This window comes from Paenibacillus pinihumi DSM 23905 = JCM 16419 (genome assembly GCF_000422505.1).
Lineage (GTDB): Bacteria > Bacillota > Bacilli > Paenibacillales > Paenibacillaceae > Paenibacillus_D > Paenibacillus_D pinihumi.
Genome location: NZ_AULX01000020.1, coordinates 119,818 through 139,959 on the forward strand (window position 1 = coordinate 119,818; position 20,142 = coordinate 139,959).

General features: G+C 51.1%; 14 protein-coding genes and 1 CRISPR repeat array. Of the genes, 3 read left to right on the forward strand and 11 right to left on the reverse strand.

Going from position 1 to position 20,142, the window contains the following annotated elements; all coding sequences use genetic code 11:
• Positions 1–160 precede the first annotated feature (160 nt).
• Positions 161–856: direct repeats of the CRISPR family, unit length 32 nt; unit sequence GTTTCAATCCACGCACTCACATAGAGTGCGAC.
• 395 nt (positions 857–1,251) lie between these two features.
• The 4 genes from thrS to H583_RS35160 form a co-directional block, all read right to left on the reverse strand.
• Positions 1,252–3,165 carry a threonine--tRNA ligase gene (gene thrS / locus H583_RS0106405; RefSeq protein WP_028559746.1) on the reverse strand — a complete coding sequence of 638 codons (1,914 nt, stop codon included), beginning with the start codon at positions 3,163–3,165 and terminating at the stop codon, positions 1,252–1,254.
• Between the two features lie 404 nt (positions 3,166–3,569).
• A complete protein-coding gene (locus tag H583_RS0106410; RefSeq protein ID WP_028559747.1) occupies positions 3,570–4,904 on the reverse strand; it encodes a hemolysin family protein in 1,335 nt (444 codons plus the stop codon).
• Between the two features lie 113 nt (positions 4,905–5,017).
• Positions 5,018–6,166, reverse strand: coding sequence for a metallophosphoesterase (locus tag H583_RS0106415; protein ID WP_028559748.1), 1,149 nt, complete (start codon positions 6,164–6,166; stop codon positions 5,018–5,020).
• Between the two features lie 90 nt (positions 6,167–6,256).
• Entirely contained in the window at positions 6,257–6,988 is a 732-nt protein-coding gene (locus H583_RS35160) for a TVP38/TMEM64 family protein (protein ID WP_051236090.1), read from the reverse strand.
• A gap of 268 nt (positions 6,989–7,256) precedes the next feature.
• Between H583_RS35160 and H583_RS0106425 the strand changes: the two genes are divergently transcribed.
• From H583_RS0106425 to H583_RS0106435, 3 genes are read left to right on the forward strand one after another with little or no spacing between them, the layout of a single operon-like run.
• Entirely contained in the window at positions 7,257–8,351 is a 1,095-nt protein-coding gene (locus H583_RS0106425) for an endospore germination permease (protein WP_036708678.1), read from the forward strand.
• Positions 8,348–9,823 (forward strand): spore germination protein, encoded by a 1,476-nt coding sequence (locus tag H583_RS0106430; protein ID WP_028559750.1) that lies wholly within the window; start codon positions 8,348–8,350, stop codon positions 9,821–9,823. Before H583_RS0106425 ends, H583_RS0106430 begins: the two co-directional genes overlap by 4 nt.
• Before the next feature lie 2 nt (positions 9,824–9,825).
• Positions 9,826–10,986, forward strand: coding sequence for a Ger(x)C family spore germination protein (locus H583_RS0106435; protein ID WP_028559751.1), 1,161 nt, complete (start codon positions 9,826–9,828; stop codon positions 10,984–10,986).
• A 38-nt stretch (positions 10,987–11,024) separates the two neighbouring features.
• Here the strand turns inward: H583_RS0106435 and H583_RS35975 are convergent, their stop codons facing one another.
• From H583_RS35975 to H583_RS0106470, 7 genes are all read right to left on the reverse strand, one after another.
• A complete protein-coding gene (locus tag H583_RS35975) occupies positions 11,025–12,035 on the reverse strand; it encodes a M15 family metallopeptidase (RefSeq protein WP_081667017.1) in 1,011 nt (336 codons plus the stop codon).
• 149 nt (positions 12,036–12,184) lie between these two features.
• Entirely contained in the window at positions 12,185–13,858 is a 1,674-nt protein-coding gene (locus tag H583_RS0106445; protein ID WP_028559752.1) for an ABC1 kinase family protein, read from the reverse strand.
• A 94-nt stretch (positions 13,859–13,952) separates the two neighbouring features.
• Positions 13,953–14,285, reverse strand: coding sequence for a phasin family protein (locus tag H583_RS32110; RefSeq protein WP_051236093.1), 333 nt, complete (start codon positions 14,283–14,285; stop codon positions 13,953–13,955).
• Between the two features lie 150 nt (positions 14,286–14,435).
• Positions 14,436–16,661, reverse strand: coding sequence for a heavy metal translocating P-type ATPase (locus H583_RS0106455; protein ID WP_036708686.1), 2,226 nt, complete (start codon positions 16,659–16,661; stop codon positions 14,436–14,438).
• 297 nt (positions 16,662–16,958) lie between these two features.
• Positions 16,959–17,930, reverse strand: a complete 972-nt coding sequence (locus H583_RS0106460; protein WP_028559754.1) for an ABC transporter substrate-binding protein — start codon at positions 17,928–17,930, stop codon at positions 16,959–16,961.
• A gap of 54 nt (positions 17,931–17,984) precedes the next feature.
• Positions 17,985–19,004, reverse strand: a complete 1,020-nt coding sequence (locus tag H583_RS0106465) for a FecCD family ABC transporter permease (protein WP_028559755.1) — start codon at positions 19,002–19,004, stop codon at positions 17,985–17,987.
• Between the two features lie 7 nt (positions 19,005–19,011).
• A complete protein-coding gene (locus H583_RS0106470; protein WP_028559756.1) occupies positions 19,012–20,016 on the reverse strand; it encodes a FecCD family ABC transporter permease in 1,005 nt (334 codons plus the stop codon).
• Positions 20,017–20,142 lie beyond the last annotated feature (126 nt).

The following is a 20,142-nucleotide window of genomic DNA, read 5'->3' on the forward strand; positions in this document are numbered from 1 at the left end:
TGAAGAAGCAGCTGAAGCTCATCCGGGAAGATTTTCTCCTATGGTTAGCACAGCTTCACTGGAACACGGTGTGGGAAGAGTCAAAGGCAAAAGGCGATTAAATGTCGCACTCACATAGAGTGCGACATCATCATAGAACATTCGTTCGTGTTCCGCAAGGGTTTCAATCCACGCACTCACATAGAGTGCGACGCGTAATGCGAGCAAGTCGCCCATAGAGCTGCGGGTTTCAATCCACGCACTCACATAGAGTGCGACGGGATATTACGCCCAAGAGTTGAATCAATGTTGATGTTTCAATCCACGCACTCACATAGAGTGCGACGTTTCCTACTTTCCAACATTCAATTTTGCCATCCAGTTTCAATCCACGCACTCACATAGAGTGCGACGGTTGAAAACATGCGAGCGAAATCTACTAGGATGGTTTCAATCCACGCACTCACATAGAGTGCGACAATATCGCCCTTTACAATCTTCCTATCCTCCAAATGTTTCAATCCACGCACTCACATAGAGTGCGACGTGAATTCCAATGGAGTAACTTATCATCAGTTCATGTTTCAATCCACGCACTCACATAGAGTGCGACCGACTTGTACTTGTGTCCCATCGGTATAATTATGGTTTCAATCCACGCACTCACATAGAGTGCGACCGCGGCGCTGTTCATCAAGGCGACGATTTTGATGTTTCAATCCACGCACTCACATAGAGTGCGACAAGTTACAATGTACAGTTGCAAGTCTATATAGATGTTTCAATCCACGCACTCACATAGAGTGCGACAGAATCTGTTGCTGCACCTCTGGCGGCAATGAATCGTTTCAATCCACGCACTCACATAGAGTGCGACAGCGAAAATGAGTGGAATTATCCCCTTAAGGGGAGTAATTCCAAGAAAATCTTGCAAAAACAATACATTCAAGAAAATAAAAATCATTGACTTTTTTACTTATCTATGATTTTTATGCATTTTCGACAAATTTCGAGGTGCGAAGGACCCGGGGATTTTATGGGAGCTTCACATTCGCACCAGAAATATTGCATCTCAACTATCTATTTGTTTGATATTCCAATTTAGAGTGATTCTACTAATTTATACTTTATAGGGCTGACACATAGGTGTCAACCCTAACACCGGGCTAATAATATAGACATGGGAACCAAGGCTAACATGTCTTACTCTATGGAAAACGGCGGACTTACTCGACAGTCCCTCTTGTTAAATAACTCGCTACACGAATTCACTCATGTTCTCAAGCGAATCTCTTCCTTAATAAGTTCTACAAACTGCTGGATTTCGATTGAACCAAGATCTCCTTCTCCCCGCTTTCTCAGTGATACGGTAGAAGAATTCTTCTCGTTTTCTCCAAGCACAATCATATACGGTACCTTCTCCAGCTGGGCTTCGCGAATTTTGTAGCCGAGCTTTTCGCCCCGGATATCAATATCGACACGGATGCCGGACTTCTCCAGCGTCTTTTTCACTTCAAATGCATAATCAGCATATTTGTCGGATACTGGCAGCAGCTTTACCTGCACTGGTGCCAGCCAGACCGGGAAAGCCCCGGCATAATGCTCCGTCAAAATCCCGATAAAACGGTCAAGCGAGCCATACACCGCACGGTGGATAACAACAGGACGATGCTTCCCGCCATCCTCGCCAATATAGGAGAGATCGAACTTTTCAGGCATCTGGAAATCCAGTTGAATCGTTCCGCACTGCCAGCTCCGCTTGAGCGCATCCAGAATGTGAAAATCAATCTTGGGACCGTAAAATGCTCCGTCACCCTCGTTCAAAGTATAGGCGACACCACGGTTATCCAGCACATTTTGCAATGCCTGCTCCGCCTCGTGCCACAATTCATCCGATCCCATGGAATCTTCCGGTCTTGTCGACAGTTCAATTTTGTATTCAAAACCGAAAACCCGATACACCTGGTCAATCAGCTCCATAACCTTTCCGATTTCGTCCTCAATTTGCTCCCGGAGTACAAACAGATGGGCATCATCTTGACAGAATGTCCGTACCCGCATCATTCCGCTCAGCGCTCCGGAGAACTCATGACGGTGCACCTGTCCGAACTCGAACATCCGGATCGGCAGCTCCCGATAGGAGTGCAGGCTGTTCTTGTAAACGAGCATATGGCCCGGACAGTTCATCGGTTTCAGCGCGTGCTTCGCCTCATCAACCTGGGCGAAATACATATTGTCCTTATAGTGATCCCAATGACCGGACTCCTCCCAGATTCGCTGGTTCATCATGAGCGGTGTACGAACCTCTTCGTATCCGCGCTGCAATTGCAGCGCGCGGGAGAAATTCTCCAGCTCAGTGCGAACAGCCATTCCTTTGGGCAAGTAAAAGGGCATTCCCGGCGCTTCCTCCGAAAACATGAACAGCCCTAGTTCCTTGCCCAGCTTGCGGTGGTCGCGCTGCTTCGCCTCTTCCAGCAGATGCAAATGCGCCTCCAGCTCCGCCTTTTTCGGGAATGAGGTTCCATAGACACGCTGCAGCATCTTATTGCCCGCATCCCCCCGCCAGTAGGCGCCTGCCACGCTCAGCAGCTTGAACGCCTTGATCCGGCCTGTTGCGGAGAGATGCGGCCCCCTGCATAAATCTATAAACTCGCCTTGCTCATAGATACTGATTTCCGCCTCCTCAGGCAAAGCATGAATGAGCTCCAGCTTGAGCGGCTCATCCAGTTCTCCGAATAACTGAAGCGCCTCATCACGGCTGACAACCCGTCGCACGATCGGAAGATTCTCACGAACAATGCGCTCCATCTCCTGCTCAATTGCAGCCAGGTCATCAATAGACAGAGGCTCCTCAATATCGATATCGTAATAAAAGCCATCCGCGATTACCGGGCCGATCCCAAGTTTGACATTTTGATCTCCATAGATTCGTCTGATCGCCTGAGCCATCAAATGCGCTGTGCTGTGCCGATATATTTCCAACCCTTCCGGGCTATCCAATGTGATGATTTCCACGAGGCCGTCATGCTCGATCTGCTGGTTCAGATCAACCGGCTTGCCATTTATTTTTCCGGCGACTGCGTCCTTTTTCAATCCCACACTAATCGATTCCGCCACGTTGAACACTGTGGTGCCTTGCGGATACCTCCTGACTGTCTGATCTGCCAACATTACATTGATCTCCATGATCTTTGCCTCCATTTCCGAAATATTGGTTATATGTGAACGCAAAAAAACGCACTGTCCCGAAAGGGACGAGTGCGTTCAGCTCGTGGTTCCACCCTAGTTCAACCTGCATACTGCATGCCTCCGGCTGTTCTCCGCAGGTCAGATGCAAGGTCCTCTGGTATCCGGTAACGGGGATAAGACGGTGTTCGCTTAATGCTGTGAAGAACAGATTCACAGGGTTCAACGACACGGCTGCAAAGGGGTAATCTCTCTTCCGTAGCTGGAGAAGCTTTCAGCCTGAACTTCTCTCTCTGGACAGCCCGTGAAGGAAATCATGTCTTTGGTCAATGCCTCGTATGAAATTATGAATTTTATATTACAGAATGAGGATTTGAAAAGTCAAGAAAAAAATCTTATACGTATTATTCCCGTTCCTCTTCAGCGCCTTCCTCTTCGTAGGCCTTAAGCTTCAGTTTTACCTTTAAAATCTGACGATTGTCCATCTCCGCCACCTGCCACTCATGGCCGGAATATCGGATCAGTTCCTCTGACTGGCCGGTCATCATCGTCTCAATCTGAATCCAGCCGCCAAGAGTTTCAACTTCGCGGTCCGGATCAAAGCGTACGCCAAAGCGCTCCTCCAGATCGGACAGCAGTACACGTCCGTTAATAATATACTCCATCTCCCCGGACTGTACGATATCCGGCTGCTCATCTTCATCAAATTCATCCCGTATATCTCCGACGATTTCCTCCAGAATATCCTCCATCGTGATAATTCCGGCGGTACCGCCGTATTCATCAATCACAAGCGCGATATGCACGCGCTTGCGCTGCATTTTCATCAGTACATCCTGCAGCGGTGTAGCTTCATGAATAATATGGATATCATGAATATGGTCCGCAATTACGGTTTCCCGCCCCAGGGCAAGATGAGTGACCATTTCCTTGGCGTTAATCGCCCCGACTATATCGTCTTTGCTTCCGTTTCGGGTGACCGGATAACGCGTGTAATGGTATTCATCGATCAGTTTTAATAATTCCGACATATCCATGGACTGGTCGATCGCGATCATTTGCGTGCGGGGAACCATAATGTCCTTTGCCACACGCTCATCGAAAGCGAATATATTTTGCATGTATGAAAGCTCGGTCTGGTTAATCTCACCGCTCTTGAAGCTTTGCGCCATAATGATTTTCAGCTCTTCCTCCGAGTGTGCCTGTTCATGCCCGGCCGGCTTTACGCCGAACAGACGAAGAAAAATACGTGCGGAGCCATTAAGCGCCCATATCAGCGGGAACAACAGCTTGCCGAATGCAACAAGCGGCCCTGCGAGCAGCAAGGTAACCCGTTCAGCATACTGAATTGCCAGTGTCTTGGGTGCCAGCTCTCCAAGAACAACGTGGAGAAACGTCATGATCGATAACGCAAGCGCATAAGAGATGAAGGTGCTCATTGCCGCCGGGATGCCCAAATCATGAAACAGCGGGTGCAAAATCTTCTCCACGGTCGGTTCACCCAATGTACCCAGCCCAAGAGCTGTAACGGTAATACCAAGCTGACAAGCGGACAAATAATAATCAAGGTCCGTAGCGAGCTTCTTGGCGGCAATGGCCTTCTTGTTTCCTTCGGCAATCAGCTGGTCAAGGCGCGATACCCTTACCTTCACAACCGCGAATTCCGCTCCAACGAAAAATGCGGTCAGAGCAATCAGTACTGCAATTAATACCAGGTTAATCAAGATGGATAGGTCCAATTCGTTCCCTCAATTCGAGGGATTCACCTCCGTAAATTTTAGATCAGGACAAGTTTTGGCATGTCCTGGATTACAACTAATACGCACAAAGACGGGCTGATGTTCCAACTTTTTTAGGAGTCAAAGTTGACGGTAATATCCAGAATCTCCGACCGGCTGCCCAACCGGATCGGAGGTCCCCATGTTCCGAAGCCTGACGAGACAAATACATGCAGTTTGCTTTTGCGCATATAGCCCCAGTCCAGCTCGAAGAGCCTTCTTGTAATCAAGTGGTTCGGGGCAATCTGGCCGCGGTGTGTATGACCGCAAAGCAGCAGGTCGGCTCCCGCCTCCGCTGCCCGCCCGAATTCATAAGGCTGGTGGTCCAGCAGTATGACTGGCCGCGAAAGATCCAGTCCGGACAATAGCTCGGCTGAGCTGAGCCGTCCCTTCGGATCCATCGCTTCCGCCGAACGGTCCTTGCGCCCGGCAACATAATAGCCGCCGGCAAGCTCAACCGTCTCATCCTGAAGCACCTTGATGCCAATCTTATGCATCACCTGGGTGTAGGTCTCAATCGACCGGCCGTAATACTCATGATTGCCGAGTATTGCATACACACCGTGCTTGGCTTTGAGCTGCTTCATCGTGTCGCCGAGATTGTTGCGGAGGAACGGTTCAATGCTGTCATCAAGCACATCGCCCGGCAGAAGAATAACATCAGGCTGCATCGCGTTAATCTTGCGCACCAGCTTCTGCAAATGCCGCTTGCCGACAATATTGCCCAGGTGAAGATCGGAGGCTGCAGCAATTCGCAGCTGCTTCAGCCCTCCTGCCTGCTTGTCCACCTGGACCGTGTGCTTGCGGACTACCGTATCCCAAGCGTTGCGTGATCCGACAGCCATAAGCACAAGGAGCAGGACAAGCACAATTCCCCCTGCAATCTTGATGAACCCGGTCGTATCCGCCCCCGTAAGCCGCATGATGCCATAAATAATATCGGCAGGCACCAGGAGAAGGATGAGAAACTCCATTACGGCAAAATAATAGGAGCCAATTACCTTGAGCAGCCGTGCAGGCGCGCGCAGCGGTCCGGGGTAGCGGACGTATCCGATCAAGTAGGACAAAGCTACTATGCCGAAAACAATCCAAAATAGCGGCATGCTGATGCCGGGCCACCATTCGCGAAGATAGGCCAGAATATGGGCGCCGATATAGCCGTTTATCAGCAGCACGGCCGTCAGCATTATTACAATCGAAGCAATCATTTGTCTGGCTTTCATCCGGCATGTCTCCTGTTCTCTTTTAACCATGAAATAGATTTATAGAATCGGCAATTGGCCATCTATTCCATTATATAGGCAAGCGGACAATCAATCCAGTTGTTCCGGGCTCTGGCGTACTGCTCCCTTGCTTCCTGAAGCCGTGCCTGGCAGAGCTGGCGGCAGCAATTCTATACGCCCCTTCTTGAGCCGCCTTCTGTAATACCAATAGCCAGAGAACAGTATCGCCGCCACAATTACAAGCCCGTAACTGGCTATGCTGTCTGACGCCAGTCCTACCGGGATGAGCGACAAGGCAAAAAAGTAAATGAAATTCCCGATCACAGTGGCCATGATAAATTTGCCGACCGGGACAGAGCTGAGGCCGGCTGCGGCATTGATGATGCTCGTTGGCATCATCGGAAACAGCCTCCCGATCAATACCGCCTGAAAGCTGTTTCTCTCAATCCTCTCTATGAGCTTCCGATTCATGTGCTTTGCGATAAAGCGCTGAAAGCCCCCGCGCACAATGTAGAACGCAGCTACAGCACCTGCAATGCTGGTCATCCAGCTCCACAAATAGCCGTATACAAAGCCGAACATTGAAATATTGACGGAAATTAGCAGGAGCAGCGGAATAATCGTGAACAGATTTTGTATAATCATGAGCACCATCGTAATCGACAGAAGCAAAGGCAGGTTGCCGCCGGCAAGCTGCAGGATGGATTGAATGTCCGCATGAAAAATCAGATTGAGCATGTCGGCATTCCATATGAGAACCGCTGCACCTATAGCAATAGCGGCAGCAGTTAATGTTAAGCATGCTTTCAGTTGAGGTTTCATGGCCGTTCACCCTTTACTTATGCAGATAAGTTATGCGGCTATTAACATAGCATATCAATTTGTACTCTCTGTGAACTTTCCATATTGTTTTGGCTTCCGCCTGGTTGCCATATTGATTCTCGGACCTTTTGGCCCGCCAGCAATGTGCGGATTTCCATTGACTCCGGTAATGCTCAAATATGTGCTGTTTGGGGTCTATTTGCATATTTAAACAAAACTAATGGAACAATATAGCAGTAACAAATACGATTGCAGGAGAACGACATGAATGAATAATGCGATGGGAAAGATCAGCTTCCTGCAACTTGCCATGATTGTCCTGCTTATGAATGGCCTTATGACACATGTCACCATCAACCCGATGGTACTCGAAGCCTCAGGCCGGGACGCCTGGATATCCGTTCTTGCTACCGGGGCATTATATTTGCCATGGTGTGCGCTGCTTGTTCTATTCATGCGCAGCTCCGGCCAGCAGAAGCTTCAACCCTGGCTGGCGGCAAGGACCGGCACGCTATTGTCCTGGATCATCATTCTGCCTCTAATTGTCCAGCTCTACATGATCGGCGGAACAACGGTATTGCATACTGCGGGATGGACGTTAATTAATTACTTGCCCTCCTCTCCGATACTGGTGCTTGCCCTGCTCCTGTGCCTTGTGTGCCTGTACTATGCGATCTCCGGTATTAGCTCAATTGCCATCAGCGCCGGTGTTCTGCTGCCGCTTGTCGTTCTGCTTGGCTATTTTGTGTCCTTTGCCAATAATGATGTGAAAGATTTTCAGCTTCTTCAGCCTGTCCTGGAAAATGGCTGGCAGCCCGTGCTGAACGGGATGCTGTATACGGGAGGCGGCTTCGTGGAACTGGTCCTGATCTTAGCCATCCAGCACCGACTCAGGAAACAAGTGAAGGTCTGGCAGCTTCTGCTGTTGGGGGCGATGATTATATACATTACGCTTGGGCCGATCATTGGCGCGATTACGGAGTTCGGGCACTCGGAGGCGGCCAAGCAAATGGAGTCACCCTATGAACAGTGGCGGCTGGTCAGCCTGGGGAATGACATCGAGCATGTCGATTTTCTGTCCGTGCTTCAATGGCTGGCAGGTGCCGTGGTGCGAATCAGCTTCTCTGCCTTTTTGCTGACCGATTTGCTGCCTCTTAAACGATCATCTATGCGCTACTGGGTGTTGATTCTTATTACGGTCAGCTATGTCATCATTGCCATGTTTCCGATTGATATTTTCGGGTTTTACATTTGGATGTCGCAGTTCTACATCCCGTATTCTTTAGCTGTTGCTGCTTTTATTACAATCATTTGCATCTGCCTGGCGCTATTTTCCAAAACAACAGGGGTGAAGCCTTCATGACAAAATCCAGCAAAAGCAAACAGGAATATAACTGGAACCGGCAGACGCTGGAGGCCCTGTTTGCCCGTACCGCAGATGTAGATATTGAAAGCTACCGACTGAGTGAAAAGGAACAATCTGAGATCATGCTCATTTACAGCAATGGGCTTTGCGATGCCAGCGAAATCAGCAAAACGATTTTGCCCGAGCTGGAGAAACTGGAAGCCACCAAAGGGCTGGAGTCTTTGCATAAGGGAAACTTCTATGGCTCTCTCCCGATGACATCTGTTGATCCGGCTGCACCTCCAAAACAAATTTCGGAATGGATTTTTGACGGCGAAGTGCTGCTGCTTATCCCCTTTACGAATGCCTTGTTCAAGATGAATATCGGCCACCGTCCGGAGCGGAATCCGGAGGAATCGACAACAGAAATTACGATTAAAGGTCCCAAGGACGGCTTTATCGAGGACTTAATGACCAATGTAGCCCTGATCCGAAAGCGTGTGCGCAGCGAATCACTCTGCTGTGAAATCAGCACATTGGGCCGCAGAACCCGTACGAAGGTAGCTTTATTTTATTTTGGCGATATTATTGATCCCAAGGTGCTCAAAGAGGCCAAGAACAGGCTGCAGAAGATTGATATAGACGGGCTTTACAGCATCAATCAGTTGGAGGAGCTGATGGTTGACCAGAAGCTGACACTGTTCCCGCTGCTTGATTTTACAGGGCGTCCGGATAAGGCGGTCAGCAGCCTGCTCGCTGGCAGATTCGTCATCATTCTGGATGGCAATCCGATGGTCCTGATCGGTCCGGGCAATCTGTCCCTGCTCATGAAATCGCCTGAGGATCTGTATTTCAGCTTCCAATACATATCCTTCGCCCGTCTGATTCGTGCACTCAGTCTGCTGATTTCCATGCTGCTGCCCGGCGCATGGGTGGCGCTCTCGTCCTTTCATCCGGACCAGCTACCTTTCCGCTTGATGGCTACCGTCGCTTCCGGCCGTATCGGACTGCCATTTTCCGGCCAGATTGAATTATTTATTTTACTGCTGCTTCTGGAGATATTCCGGGAAGCCGGATTACGATTGCCGAGCTCAATCGGGCAGACGCTCACCGTAGTTGGCGGACTCATTATCGGTGATGCGGCGATACGGGCCGGACTTGTATCTCCAAGTGTCGTCGTAGTTGGCGCCGTCACTGCCGTAACCAGTGTGACGCTGGTCAATCAGTCGCTGAGCGGAAGTGTGAGCGTGATCCGGTTCGGCCTGTTTTTCATTTCAGCTTTTATGGGAATGTACGGATTGCTGCTCGGCATTGTGCTGCTGGTTGGCTATATGAGCCGGCTTAGATCCTTTGGAGTTCCATATTTGGCCCCAATGTCACCATTCAATGCCGCTGACCTGCTGAAATCGGTTTTGAGGCTCCCATGGATATGGATGAAAAAACGACCTGAGACGCTGAATGTTACCGACCCGGACAAAGGGGAGGGGTAACTATGAGCATGTGGGCAAAGCGGCTTCTGCCTGTACTGATCCTGCTCCTGATTGTGCCGGGCTGTGGAGAGAATTCGAAGTCTATACAGAACCTGGCATATGTGACTGCGATCGGGCTGGACTATAAAGACGGGCGCTTCATTTCCTATGCCCAGGTACTGAATTTTAATGATGTGGCGAAAACAGAGCAAACCGACATCGGGCGCAATGTTCCCGTATGGATTGGCCATGGCGAGGGGAGAACCGTCAATGAGTCATTGACTTCTATCTATCCGACCGCACAGCTCAGAATGTATTGGGGGCATGTGAAGGCCATCTTGTGCACAGAAAGGCTCCTGAAGCAAATTGATGTCCTGAGTCACGTCTATGATGCCATTAACCGCTACCGCGAGGTGCGTTACAATATTAACGTATATAGTACAAGGGAATTGCTTCCGATTATCCTGTCTCAAAAGTCCGTTCTCTACTTCTCTCCGCTGGACACGCTGCTCGACAGCCCGGATCAGACCTTTATTCAAAACTCGGTTATTCCGCCGCAGTATGAATACAGGCTCATTTCAGAACTGAATGAGTCCGGACAAACGGCCATGCTCCCGTCAATATCCATCACGAACGGCCGATGGACCGAAGACACGAAGAAGAAGACATTGCTGGTCATCGACGGGGTAACCTTCTTTTTCAAGCAGAAATTCAAGACCTGGCTGTCTGTAGAGCAATTGGAAGGGTTGAAATGGATGAAAAAGGAAACGAAGCGGGCGATTATCAACATTCCTTATAACCGCAATCCGTCTGCTACCCTTGTCATTATCAAGCCCCGGCATAAAATTCAAACGATTGTGGAAGATGATCGGGTACGTTATACCATTCAGGTCAAAGCGCGAGGATATGTCGATGAACTGATTACGGATATGTCAATCCAGAAGATGGAACAGCAGGCCGCCGAGGTACTAAAGGAACAAATTATGACGACGTATGGCCACGGACTTGCCCGGCAGACCGATGTGCTGAACCTCAATTACAAGCTCTACAAGAGCAAACCTGATGTATGGAAACGTATGGACCGGGCCGGCAAGCTCAAGCTGGAAAAGGATACGATCAAGGATATTCAGGTGAAGATCAGGCTGGTTCATACCGGAAAATACAAGGGGACCGTCCATAAATAGACGTCCCCCAGGTTTGTTGCCGCATTATGAGCTGCCCGCTACTCCACATCGAAATCAAAATAGGTTTTGGGAAACGGTTCGCTGTTCAAGGTGTAGTGCCACCATTCTTTGCTGTATGCCCTGAACCCGCTCTCCTCCATCGCTTTCTTCAGCACATTGCGATTGGCAGTTTGCTGCTTGGTAATGAGTGTAGTCCCGTGATGTGAAATCTCTCCCAGGAAATCAAAGCTGCCGCCCATATCGACATCCTCCCCTGTATCCTTGTGGACGATGCCCAAATCGACAGTGCTTCCTCTGGAATGGGCGGACCTGCTGGAGAGGTACCCCATCTTGAACAGCCGGGACTTGTTGATATCCGGATAAAATTCCCTCTTCATGCCGTCATCGCCACTCTCTTTGGACCAGCGGATAAAGTGCGCAACAGCTTTTTCCGGACGGTAACCGTCATAGATTTTCAATTCATACCCGAGCGGAGCAAGCTTCTCGCTGGCCTTCTTCAGTGCCTTCGCCGCCTTCTCCGTCATAATGGCAACCGAGGCTTTGTAGCCGTCAATCCGCTCTCCGACAAAATTATAATCGCTATTATAGCGGATATCATAATGGGCGGATTCGAGCACATCGTCCAGATAGACGAAGCCTTTAGGCAGCTTGTGCTGCTTCACCACCACGTTGTCATCCTGATCCTTGGAAGTGCTGTCCCCTTCTTCCTCTTGCCCCTGATGTTCACCCTCGCCATGGCCTTGAGCCGAGTCAGCATTCCCATTGCCAGCCGTTTCTCCGGAAGGACTCCCGGCAGCCGGTACATCCACGTCGTCAGACGCATGGGACGGCTTGTCTGAACCGATGTTTGCCTGAAGCGTTTCATTAGGGGCAGTGTCAGCGGGGGCAGTGCCGCTGTTCCCATTATTCGTGTTGTGCACACTTTCCGTATCGGCAAATGCCGGTTCCTGCAGTGAAGATGTGCCCGTTTGTGCAGAACACCCGCCTGCGAGCAGCAGAACTGCCAGCCCCCAGGCAGCCAGCAGTCCTGTTTTCCTGATTCCAGTCATTCATTTCTCTCCTTGTCTCCAAATCTATAAAAGCTGAGCAGCTGATATAGATCTATCTATTTTGCTATAAACCATTCTACTATAAAAGTTCGTTCATGCCTAAATAGCCCTGCCGTCATAACTGCCGGCAGGGCCAAATTGAAAATGTATTAGAAGCGGCCAGAGCGGAAGATTGCATAAATCAGCCACAAGAATAAAGCTGTCGCAACCAGAAAGCCCATTTCAAGAATCGGAATTTTCCACAGCAATGTATTTTGGTGCCGCATCGATGAGCCGATTATGAGCCCGCCCATCACAATGCTGAGCGACAGGAGCATGATCGCAAATGACATCCGGTTGCTGATCCGGTCCAGCTTTCTCATCACCTGATCCAGCTCCGGGGTTGACAGCTCCACCCCGATTTTCCCCTTGCGGACAACCGCTGTCATGCTTTTCAAAATATGGGGAGCCTCATAAAACAAGTCCATATATTCCGGTATTCCCTCCAGCCATTTGCGTATGGCGGCTACGGGGTCCAGGCTTTCCTTGAACAAGCGGCGCCCGAAGGGCTCGGCCGCATCGAATACACTGAATTCCGGGTCCAGCGCAGTAACGACGCCTTCCATCTCCAGCAATGTTTTGCCAAGCAGCGCAAGCTCCGGCGGGATCGTAATCCGGTGGCGGAGAGCCAGTGTGAACAGATCATTGACCGCCTCCCCCATGCTGATTTTGCTGAGCGGCACTTTATAGTATTTATCCCGCAGCAGGTCAACGTCCGCCCTCAAGACTGAGCGGTCCGTCTCCTCAGGGATAATCCCCATTTTGGATACAGCCCGGATAATGCCGCTGGAGCTCTGGTTGCGGAGCGAGATGACGAAAGCAGCCATCTGCCGTTTCAATTCTGGGGTTAATCTGCCCACCATGCCATAGTCCAGCAGAGCCAGACGCCCGTCCGGCTGCACAAGCACATTGCCCGGATGGGGGTCACCGTGGAATAATCCTTCAATGAGCACCTGATTCAGAATGAGCTTGGCAAAACGCTCAGCAAGCACACGGCGGTCATGCCCGGCCTCATCGAGCCGCTGCTTGTCATTTAGCTTGATCCCGTCGATATATTCCATTGTCAGCACCTTGCGGGTGGAATAATCCGCATAGACAGCAGGAATAATCAATTGCTCCTTTTTGTAGCTCTGGGCAGCAATTTGCTCCGCATTTCGCGCCTCTGCATCATAATTCAGCTCCGCCAGCAGCGCCTTGCCCATTTCCTCCACCACTTCCGACAGCCGATAGCTTTTGGCCCACTCCAGCCGGGCCTCTGCAAGACGGGCGAATTGCCGGATCATATCGAGATCCGTCTCGATCACAGAACGGATATTAGGGCGCTGCACCTTGACAACGACATCCGTTCCGTCAGGCAGTATCGCCCGGTGCACCTGTCCGATTGAAGCTGCTGCCAGCGGTGCCGGATCGAACCAGGCAAACAGCTCATCGACCGACGCGAGCAGCTCCTGCTCAATAATCATGGCCGCTTCTTTCTCATCAAATGGTGCGACATGGTCCTGGAGCTGCTCCAGTTCGGAAATAATGTCAGCCGGAACGAGATCGGGACGGGTGCTCGCTATTTGCCCCAGCTTCACATAGGTCGGCCCCAGCTCCTGCAAAATTCGGGACACCCGCTTGCCGATTGTCATTTTGCTGGCTTCCCCGGGCTCTTGATGGCGGACAAAGGGAAGCTTCTCGGCAACACCAAGCTCACCCGCGATGTACCCGAAGCCGTTGCGGGCAAGAATCATTCCGATCTGGCGAAAACGGTGAAGCTGGCGGAATTTTTTAGCACCCAGCATACGCTTGCCTCCCTTCCCTGGCTGTAATCGGCTGCTGCTGTCGGACAGGCATTATAAGAGGAAGCAGCTCATTGTTACTACCCCGGACACTTTCTTAATCTGAAATCTGCACATCTCCGGATGAAGAAGGACCCGTGTTGTTCTCCCGTTCCAATCTGGAAATTTGCTGCTCAAGCCGTTCAATGTCTGCGCGGGTAGCGAGATTCAAATCGGCAATCATCGCCTCTACCCGCTCCTTAACCATGTCATCGATCCGGCGACGGGATTCCTCACCCTTGCTGATCAGTTCATCGACAAATGATGAAGATTCGCTGCGTCCGATCTCGCCCTTTTGCACCAATTCGTCGACCAGCTTCTCCACCTGCTCCTTGCTGGTAACAACAATCCCGAGTCCCAGTGACACTGCCTTGTTTATCAGGTCTCTCATTTTGGAATACATCTCCTTTGGCTTCAGTCTGCGGCTCCAATTCTTGCCTTACGCCTATGGATTAGTTTACATATAAAACCAAAAACTATTCACAGAAGCATACAACGGTGCGGGCAGCCTTCCGATCAGAATATGGACAGCATATATGAATTACATCCTTTGCAAGCGCAAGGCATTCCCGACCACTGTAATCGAGCTGAGTGCCATTGCAGAGCAGGCCATCCAGGGCTCCAAGAATCCGAGCGCTGCAAATGGGACGGCTATTCCGTTATAAGCAATGGCGAGCGCCAGATTCTGCCGGATGTTGGACATCGTCCGCCTGCTCATGCGGATGGCCTCCGCAATTGCGGTGAGATTGCCTCCAAGCAGACTGACATCGGCAGCTTCCTGAGACATGTCCGAACCGGTGGACAGCGACATGCCCACATCTGCCGCGGCAAGCGCAGGCGCATCATTCAACCCGTCCCCGACCATCAGCACACGTTCGCCCTTGCTCTGCAGTTCCCTGACAATACCCAGCTTGCCGGCAGGCGGAACCTCCGCGTATACGCTGCTGATTCCCAGCTCCTCCGCAACGGCATGGGCGGTGCGGGGATGATCGCCGGTTACGAGTGAAGCTTCCAGTCCCAACTTGCTAAGCCGTCCAATTGCCTGCTTGGAGGAGCGTTTCATTGCATCCCGGATCGCCAGCAGTCCGAGCAGCCTGCCGTCCGCCGCCACATAGAGCACCGTCTTGCCGGCAGCCTCCAGCTTGCCCGCCGTGTAGGGCTTGACTGATGCACTTCCGGAGCCGGCATGACGAAGCGTCTGCTCCATCAGCTTCCAGGAGCCAATCACAATCTCCTGCCGGTCGACCACTGCCCGGACTCCATAACCGGGCAGTGCCTCGAATCGGTCCGCAGGCATCAGGCGAGCTCCGTCAGATTGTGCAGCATGGACAACCGCCCGGCCAAGCGGATGCTCAGAGTGCTGCTCTGCGGAAGCCGCTAATGCGAGCAGTCTGCGCTCCGTAGTCGCTGCGGCATGAAGATCGGTCACTTCAGGCATCCCTTGCGTGAGCGTGCCTGTCTTGTCCAGCAAGACAGCAGTCACTTGGTGGAGAGTTTCCAGCGAGCTGCCTTCCTTGAACAAAATCCCCTTCTGCGCCGCTCTCCCGGAGCCGACAAGCACCGAGATCGGAGTAGCCAGTCCAATCGCACACGGGCAGGCAACAATCAGTACCGTGATCATCCGCTCCAGGGCTGTCCCGACATTGCCCCGGTCAATGAGTATGATCCAGAACAGGAAGGTCATGGAAGCAAGTGCAATCAACAGAGGGACGAACATATCCGCCACCTCGTCCGCCTTCCGCTGAATCGGAGGCTTCGAGCTTTGGGCATCCTCCAGCAGACGGATGAGTCTGGCTACGGAGGAATCCATCCCTGCACGTTCTGCCCTTACTCTCAACCTGCCGCCCTGGTTCATCGTTCCGGCAACAACCCTGTCTCCAACCTGCTTCTCGACAGGCACCGCCTCTCCGGTCATCATCGATTCATCCACACTGGATTTACCGTCCACGATCAGTCCGTCAACCGGAATTCTGCTTCCCGGCACAATTGCGATGCTGTCCCCCGCTTCCACTTCATAGGGAGCTATACGGAGCGTCTCTCCCTCTCTCTCAATCTGAATGCTTACCTGCTGCATACTATGCAAGTCCATTAGGGCGTTCATCGACTTTTTGCGGGCAGCAGCTTCTATTAACTTGCCAAGCAGCACAATTGTAATGATGATGGCTCCGGTTTCAAAGTACAAATGGTAGGAGGCGTGCGCAGCCTGCTCCGTCGCAAACAACGGCGAAAGAACGTGGTATAAACTATAAAAGTAGGCACTGGAAGTACCTAATACAATTAATACATCCATATTGGCACTGCCGCCTCTGACCGCCTTTAATGCTCCTTTGTAAAAGGGCAAGCCGATGATAAACTGGACAGGTGTTGCTAAAGCAAGCTGAATCCACGGGTTCAGCAACAGTTCCGGTACATGAAGCTGCCCGGAGATGCCGCTGTGATGAAGCATGACCCAGAACAACGGCATCGTCAGCAGCACGGACAGGACAAAACGCAGCACGCCGCTTGCTGCACCGGCATTAGCAGCGGGAACGGAATTGATTTCCTGTACACCAAATCCGAGCTTCTCCACCTTCCTCCTGACCTGCTCCCTGTCCACCTGATCCGAATCCATCACGACATACGCACGCCCGATTGCCAGATTGACTCTTGCCTCGTTCAGTCCTTCCAGCTTTAGCAGCGCTTTTTCTATTCTGGCGGCACAAGCCGCACAAGTCATTCCGGTTACCTCAAAGGTGTAATGATCAATATGCTGCATCTCCCTAGCCATCCGTTTATCGCCCCCCGCCGCTTCGTTAATGATCCGTGCCCATGCTCTTGAACTATCCTATGCATGTCCGAGTCTGGCTAGTATGCCTCTTTTGAATCAGCGATGAATTGAATGCTGCAAGTGAAGTGCAGAATTCAAAGACAAACAAGTGTAAACGGCTGTACGTTTTTAACAGGCACAGTGTCGTTCCCCCCGAAAATAGAAACATTTATAAAAGTGATACTTAGAAACTCATAGATCAAAAAAAGCGCCCTTCCCGCTCAGTCTCAAGCGTGGAAGGGCACTGCAACAACATTTTTATTTGGTGAACAATTTCTCCGCATCGTCCAGAGCCATATCATGGCCGATCGATGAATAATCCAGCCATTTTTGACCGTCCAGCACGTAGACATGTTTATTTTTGACCGCCTTGAGGTTTTGCCAGACCGGATTTTTCTCCATCTCGTCAAAGTTTCGTTTGGCTTCGTTGCCCTTGCTGATAATAACAAAGATTGCATCCGCATTGTAATCTGGCAGTACTTCTTTGGAGATCACTTCATACGGCTGATCGGCAGCAATTTTCTCTACCCCGTCCGCCATGTTCAGCTTCAAATCCTCAAACATGATCGGCCCCAGAGGCCGGCGTGTACCCATGACACGCAACTCTTTTGCTGTCATGCGGATCGCCATCACCTTCGCATCCTGGCCCAGCTCGTTATGAATCAGCTTGCTGACCTGTGCGGCTTTTTCCTCATAATGCTCGATAAACTGATCAGCCTGCTGTTCACGTCCGACATGCTCCGCTATCCGCTTCAGATGATCTCTCCAAGTTCCGGAATCCATATCTATCGAGATGGTTGGCGCAATTTTCTCAAACTTGGATTTGTCATTGCCGGAATATACGTCATCGATATAGATAATATCCGGCTTCAAGCCCAGTACTGCTTCCATATCCGGGTCCGCAACGACACCAAGCTTCGCCACCCCGTTAAGACGATCTGCTACATGCGGAAGGAAGTCCTTCACATCTCCGCCTATGACCGAGCCGACCGGCGTAATTCCGAGCGCCAACAGGTTATTCGTAATATGAATCGACATCGAAGCAATTTTGGCATCCGGCGAGTGAACCAGCAGGTCTGACTTTCCATCGCCGCTCTCCTTGCCTGTATTGCTGGTATTTGAAGCCCCAGTGTTAGAGGCGCCTGTTTTGGAAGTATTAGCTACTTGTCCGCACGCGGACAGCACACTGATTATCATGATGGTCATTAAAGCTATCATCCATTTTTTCATGTTTTTTCGTTCCTCCGTATGTACATCTAATCTTTGTTGTGTGGTGCTGATGTATCAGGTTTTCGTTTTAAACAGCAAATAAAGGAAATAAGGCCCGCCGATTGCAGCCACGACGACGCCCGCAGGAATCGCATTGGGTTGAAAAACGGATCGCCCGATCGTATCCGCAAGAACGAGAATGACAAGGCCAACCATACCCGCTACCGGTAAAAAAAAGCGGTGCTGCGGTCCTGCAAGACGTCTGGCGATGTGCGGCGCAGCCAGACCGATAAACCCGATCCCGCCGACCATCGCAACACTTGCACAGGAGATGGCAACTGCAATAGACAAGAAAATAATCCTGTCCCTGCTGACCGGACTGCCCACGCTAGCCGCTGCATCATCCCCCATCGCGAACAAATCAAGTGTTCTGGAACGGGAATAGACGAATGGTACGAGCAGTACGATCCACGGAAGCAGCGCCCATACATGCTCCCACTCCCTTCCCCAAACGCTCCCCGCCAGCCAACGAGCTGCGAACGCATAAATATTCGGGTCCAATCTCAGGGACAACAACAGCGTCAGCGAGCTGATTCCGGCAGCTACAGCAATGCCGACCAGGATGAGCCGTGCCGGTATAATTCCTCTGTGTCTGTCATAGGCAAACAAGAAGATGATCACCGCAGTAACTGCCCCACCCATAAACGTGAACAGGGGAATCAGCAGTGCAGCTGGCCCCTCCATGGAACGGAAGAAGGAAACGAACAGCATCAAACCCAAGGCTGCTCCTGCATTAATTCCAAGAATTCCCGGGTCTGCAAGCGCATTGCGCGATACGCCCTGCAAGATTGCTCCTGAAATTCCAAGTCCGATCCCAGCGAGCATTGTCACTATGATACGCGGCAACCGATATTCAAACATCACCAGGTTCTCATCAGACGAGCCCCCGCCCAGCAAAGTCCGCAGCACTGCCAAGGGCGTCAGTCGGAGCGAACCTGTATTCAGGCTGATTGCAATGACAGCAATCGCGATAACCAGCAATGCGGCGCTGGCAATCAATGCCCGTCTTACCCGGCTCCTGCTCAGTTGCTCTATGTTCACGCTACAGCTCCCTCCTTTCCTTGCGTGCTAAATAAAGAAAGAAGGGGACGCCGACCATCGCGACCATCGCCCCGATTGCGAATTCACGCGGCGGGTTGACCATTCTTGATGCAAAGTCCGCCCAAACCAGCAGAATTGCGCCGAAAATTGCTGAAAGCGGAGTAATAAGCCTGTAGTCCACCCCGATCAGCCTGCGGACAATATGCGGTACGACCAGGCCGACAAAACCGATCGCCCCAGCCACAGATACAGAAGCTCCGGACAAAATGACTGCAGCAGTCATGCCCAGCAGCCGGATTCGTCTTGTTTTGACGCCCAAATTGACAGCAGACTCCTCGCCAAGTGACAAAAAGGTAATTGAACGCCCCATCGTCACTGACCATGCGATCGTAATCAGGATGACAGGTACAAGCATCCGCAGATGCTCCCACGTTACCCCGGAGACTCCCCCTGCGTACCAGAAAGCCAAATCCTGGCTGAGTTCAAAGTAAATCGCAACACCCGTGCTCATGGAATGCAGGATTGCAGCGACAATTGCCCCGGCTACCGTCAACTTGAGTGAGGTCAGACCGCCTGGTGTAGCAGAGCCAAGCATGACGATGAACAAGGTAGCCAGTGCCGCCCCGATAAATGACATCACCATTAGGCTCGAATAGGAAATACCGGGCAAAAAGGCAAAACTCAGTGCAACAACGAAAGCCGAACCTGCGTTCACGCCGAGAATTCCCGTATCCGCCATCGGATTTCGGGTTACACCCTGCATGATGGCTCCGGCAACAGCAAACGCCATTCCGGTAAATGCTGCCCCGAGTACACGGGGAAAACGCAAATCATGGACAATTTGATGTGAAGACAAGGCGGCATCATATCGAAATACGGCCTCCCATACTGTTTCTAACGTCAATTCCTTGGCCCCGTATGATGTAGCCAAAAAAATGGTTGCCAAAAGTGCTGCAATGGCAGCGATAAACCACAGACATACTGCAAATGCTCTATTCCTTTTCATCATGCTCTGGCTCCCGGCTGCCTCCCTCACAATTACGATGAAGCTGATAATCATTATCAATATTTATTATAGCCAACTCTGTACTCCGGTACATGGCGTATTCCAAGATTGAAAAATGGACAATTC

Coding starts and splice junctions, on each gene's coding strand:
- thrS (WP_028559746.1), bottom strand. CDS start 3,165: ATGGAGATCAATGTAATGTTGGCAGATCAGACAGTCAGGAGGTATCCG.
- H583_RS0106415 (WP_028559748.1), bottom strand. CDS start 6,166: ATGAAAGCCAGACAAATGATTGCTTCGATTGTAATAATGCTGACGGCC.
- H583_RS35160 (WP_051236090.1), bottom strand. CDS start 6,988: ATGAAACCTCAACTGAAAGCATGCTTAACATTAACTGCTGCCGCTATT.
- H583_RS0106425 (WP_036708678.1), top strand. CDS start 7,257: ATGAATAATGCGATGGGAAAGATCAGCTTCCTGCAACTTGCCATGATT.
- H583_RS0106430 (WP_028559750.1), top strand. CDS start 8,348: ATGACAAAATCCAGCAAAAGCAAACAGGAATATAACTGGAACCGGCAG.
- H583_RS0106435 (WP_028559751.1), top strand. CDS start 9,826: ATGAGCATGTGGGCAAAGCGGCTTCTGCCTGTACTGATCCTGCTCCTG.
- H583_RS35975 (WP_081667017.1), bottom strand. CDS start 12,035: ATGACTGGAATCAGGAAAACAGGACTGCTGGCTGCCTGGGGGCTGGCA.
- H583_RS0106445 (WP_028559752.1), bottom strand. CDS start 13,858: ATGCTGGGTGCTAAAAAATTCCGCCAGCTTCACCGTTTTCGCCAGATC.
- H583_RS32110 (WP_051236093.1), bottom strand. CDS start 14,285: ATGAGAGACCTGATAAACAAGGCAGTGTCACTGGGACTCGGGATTGTT.
- H583_RS0106455 (WP_036708686.1), bottom strand. CDS start 16,661: ATGGCTAGGGAGATGCAGCATATTGATCATTACACCTTTGAGGTAACC.
- H583_RS0106460 (WP_028559754.1), bottom strand. CDS start 17,930: ATGAAAAAATGGATGATAGCTTTAATGACCATCATGATAATCAGTGTG.
- H583_RS0106470 (WP_028559756.1), bottom strand. CDS start 20,016: ATGAAAAGGAATAGAGCATTTGCAGTATGTCTGTGGTTTATCGCTGCC.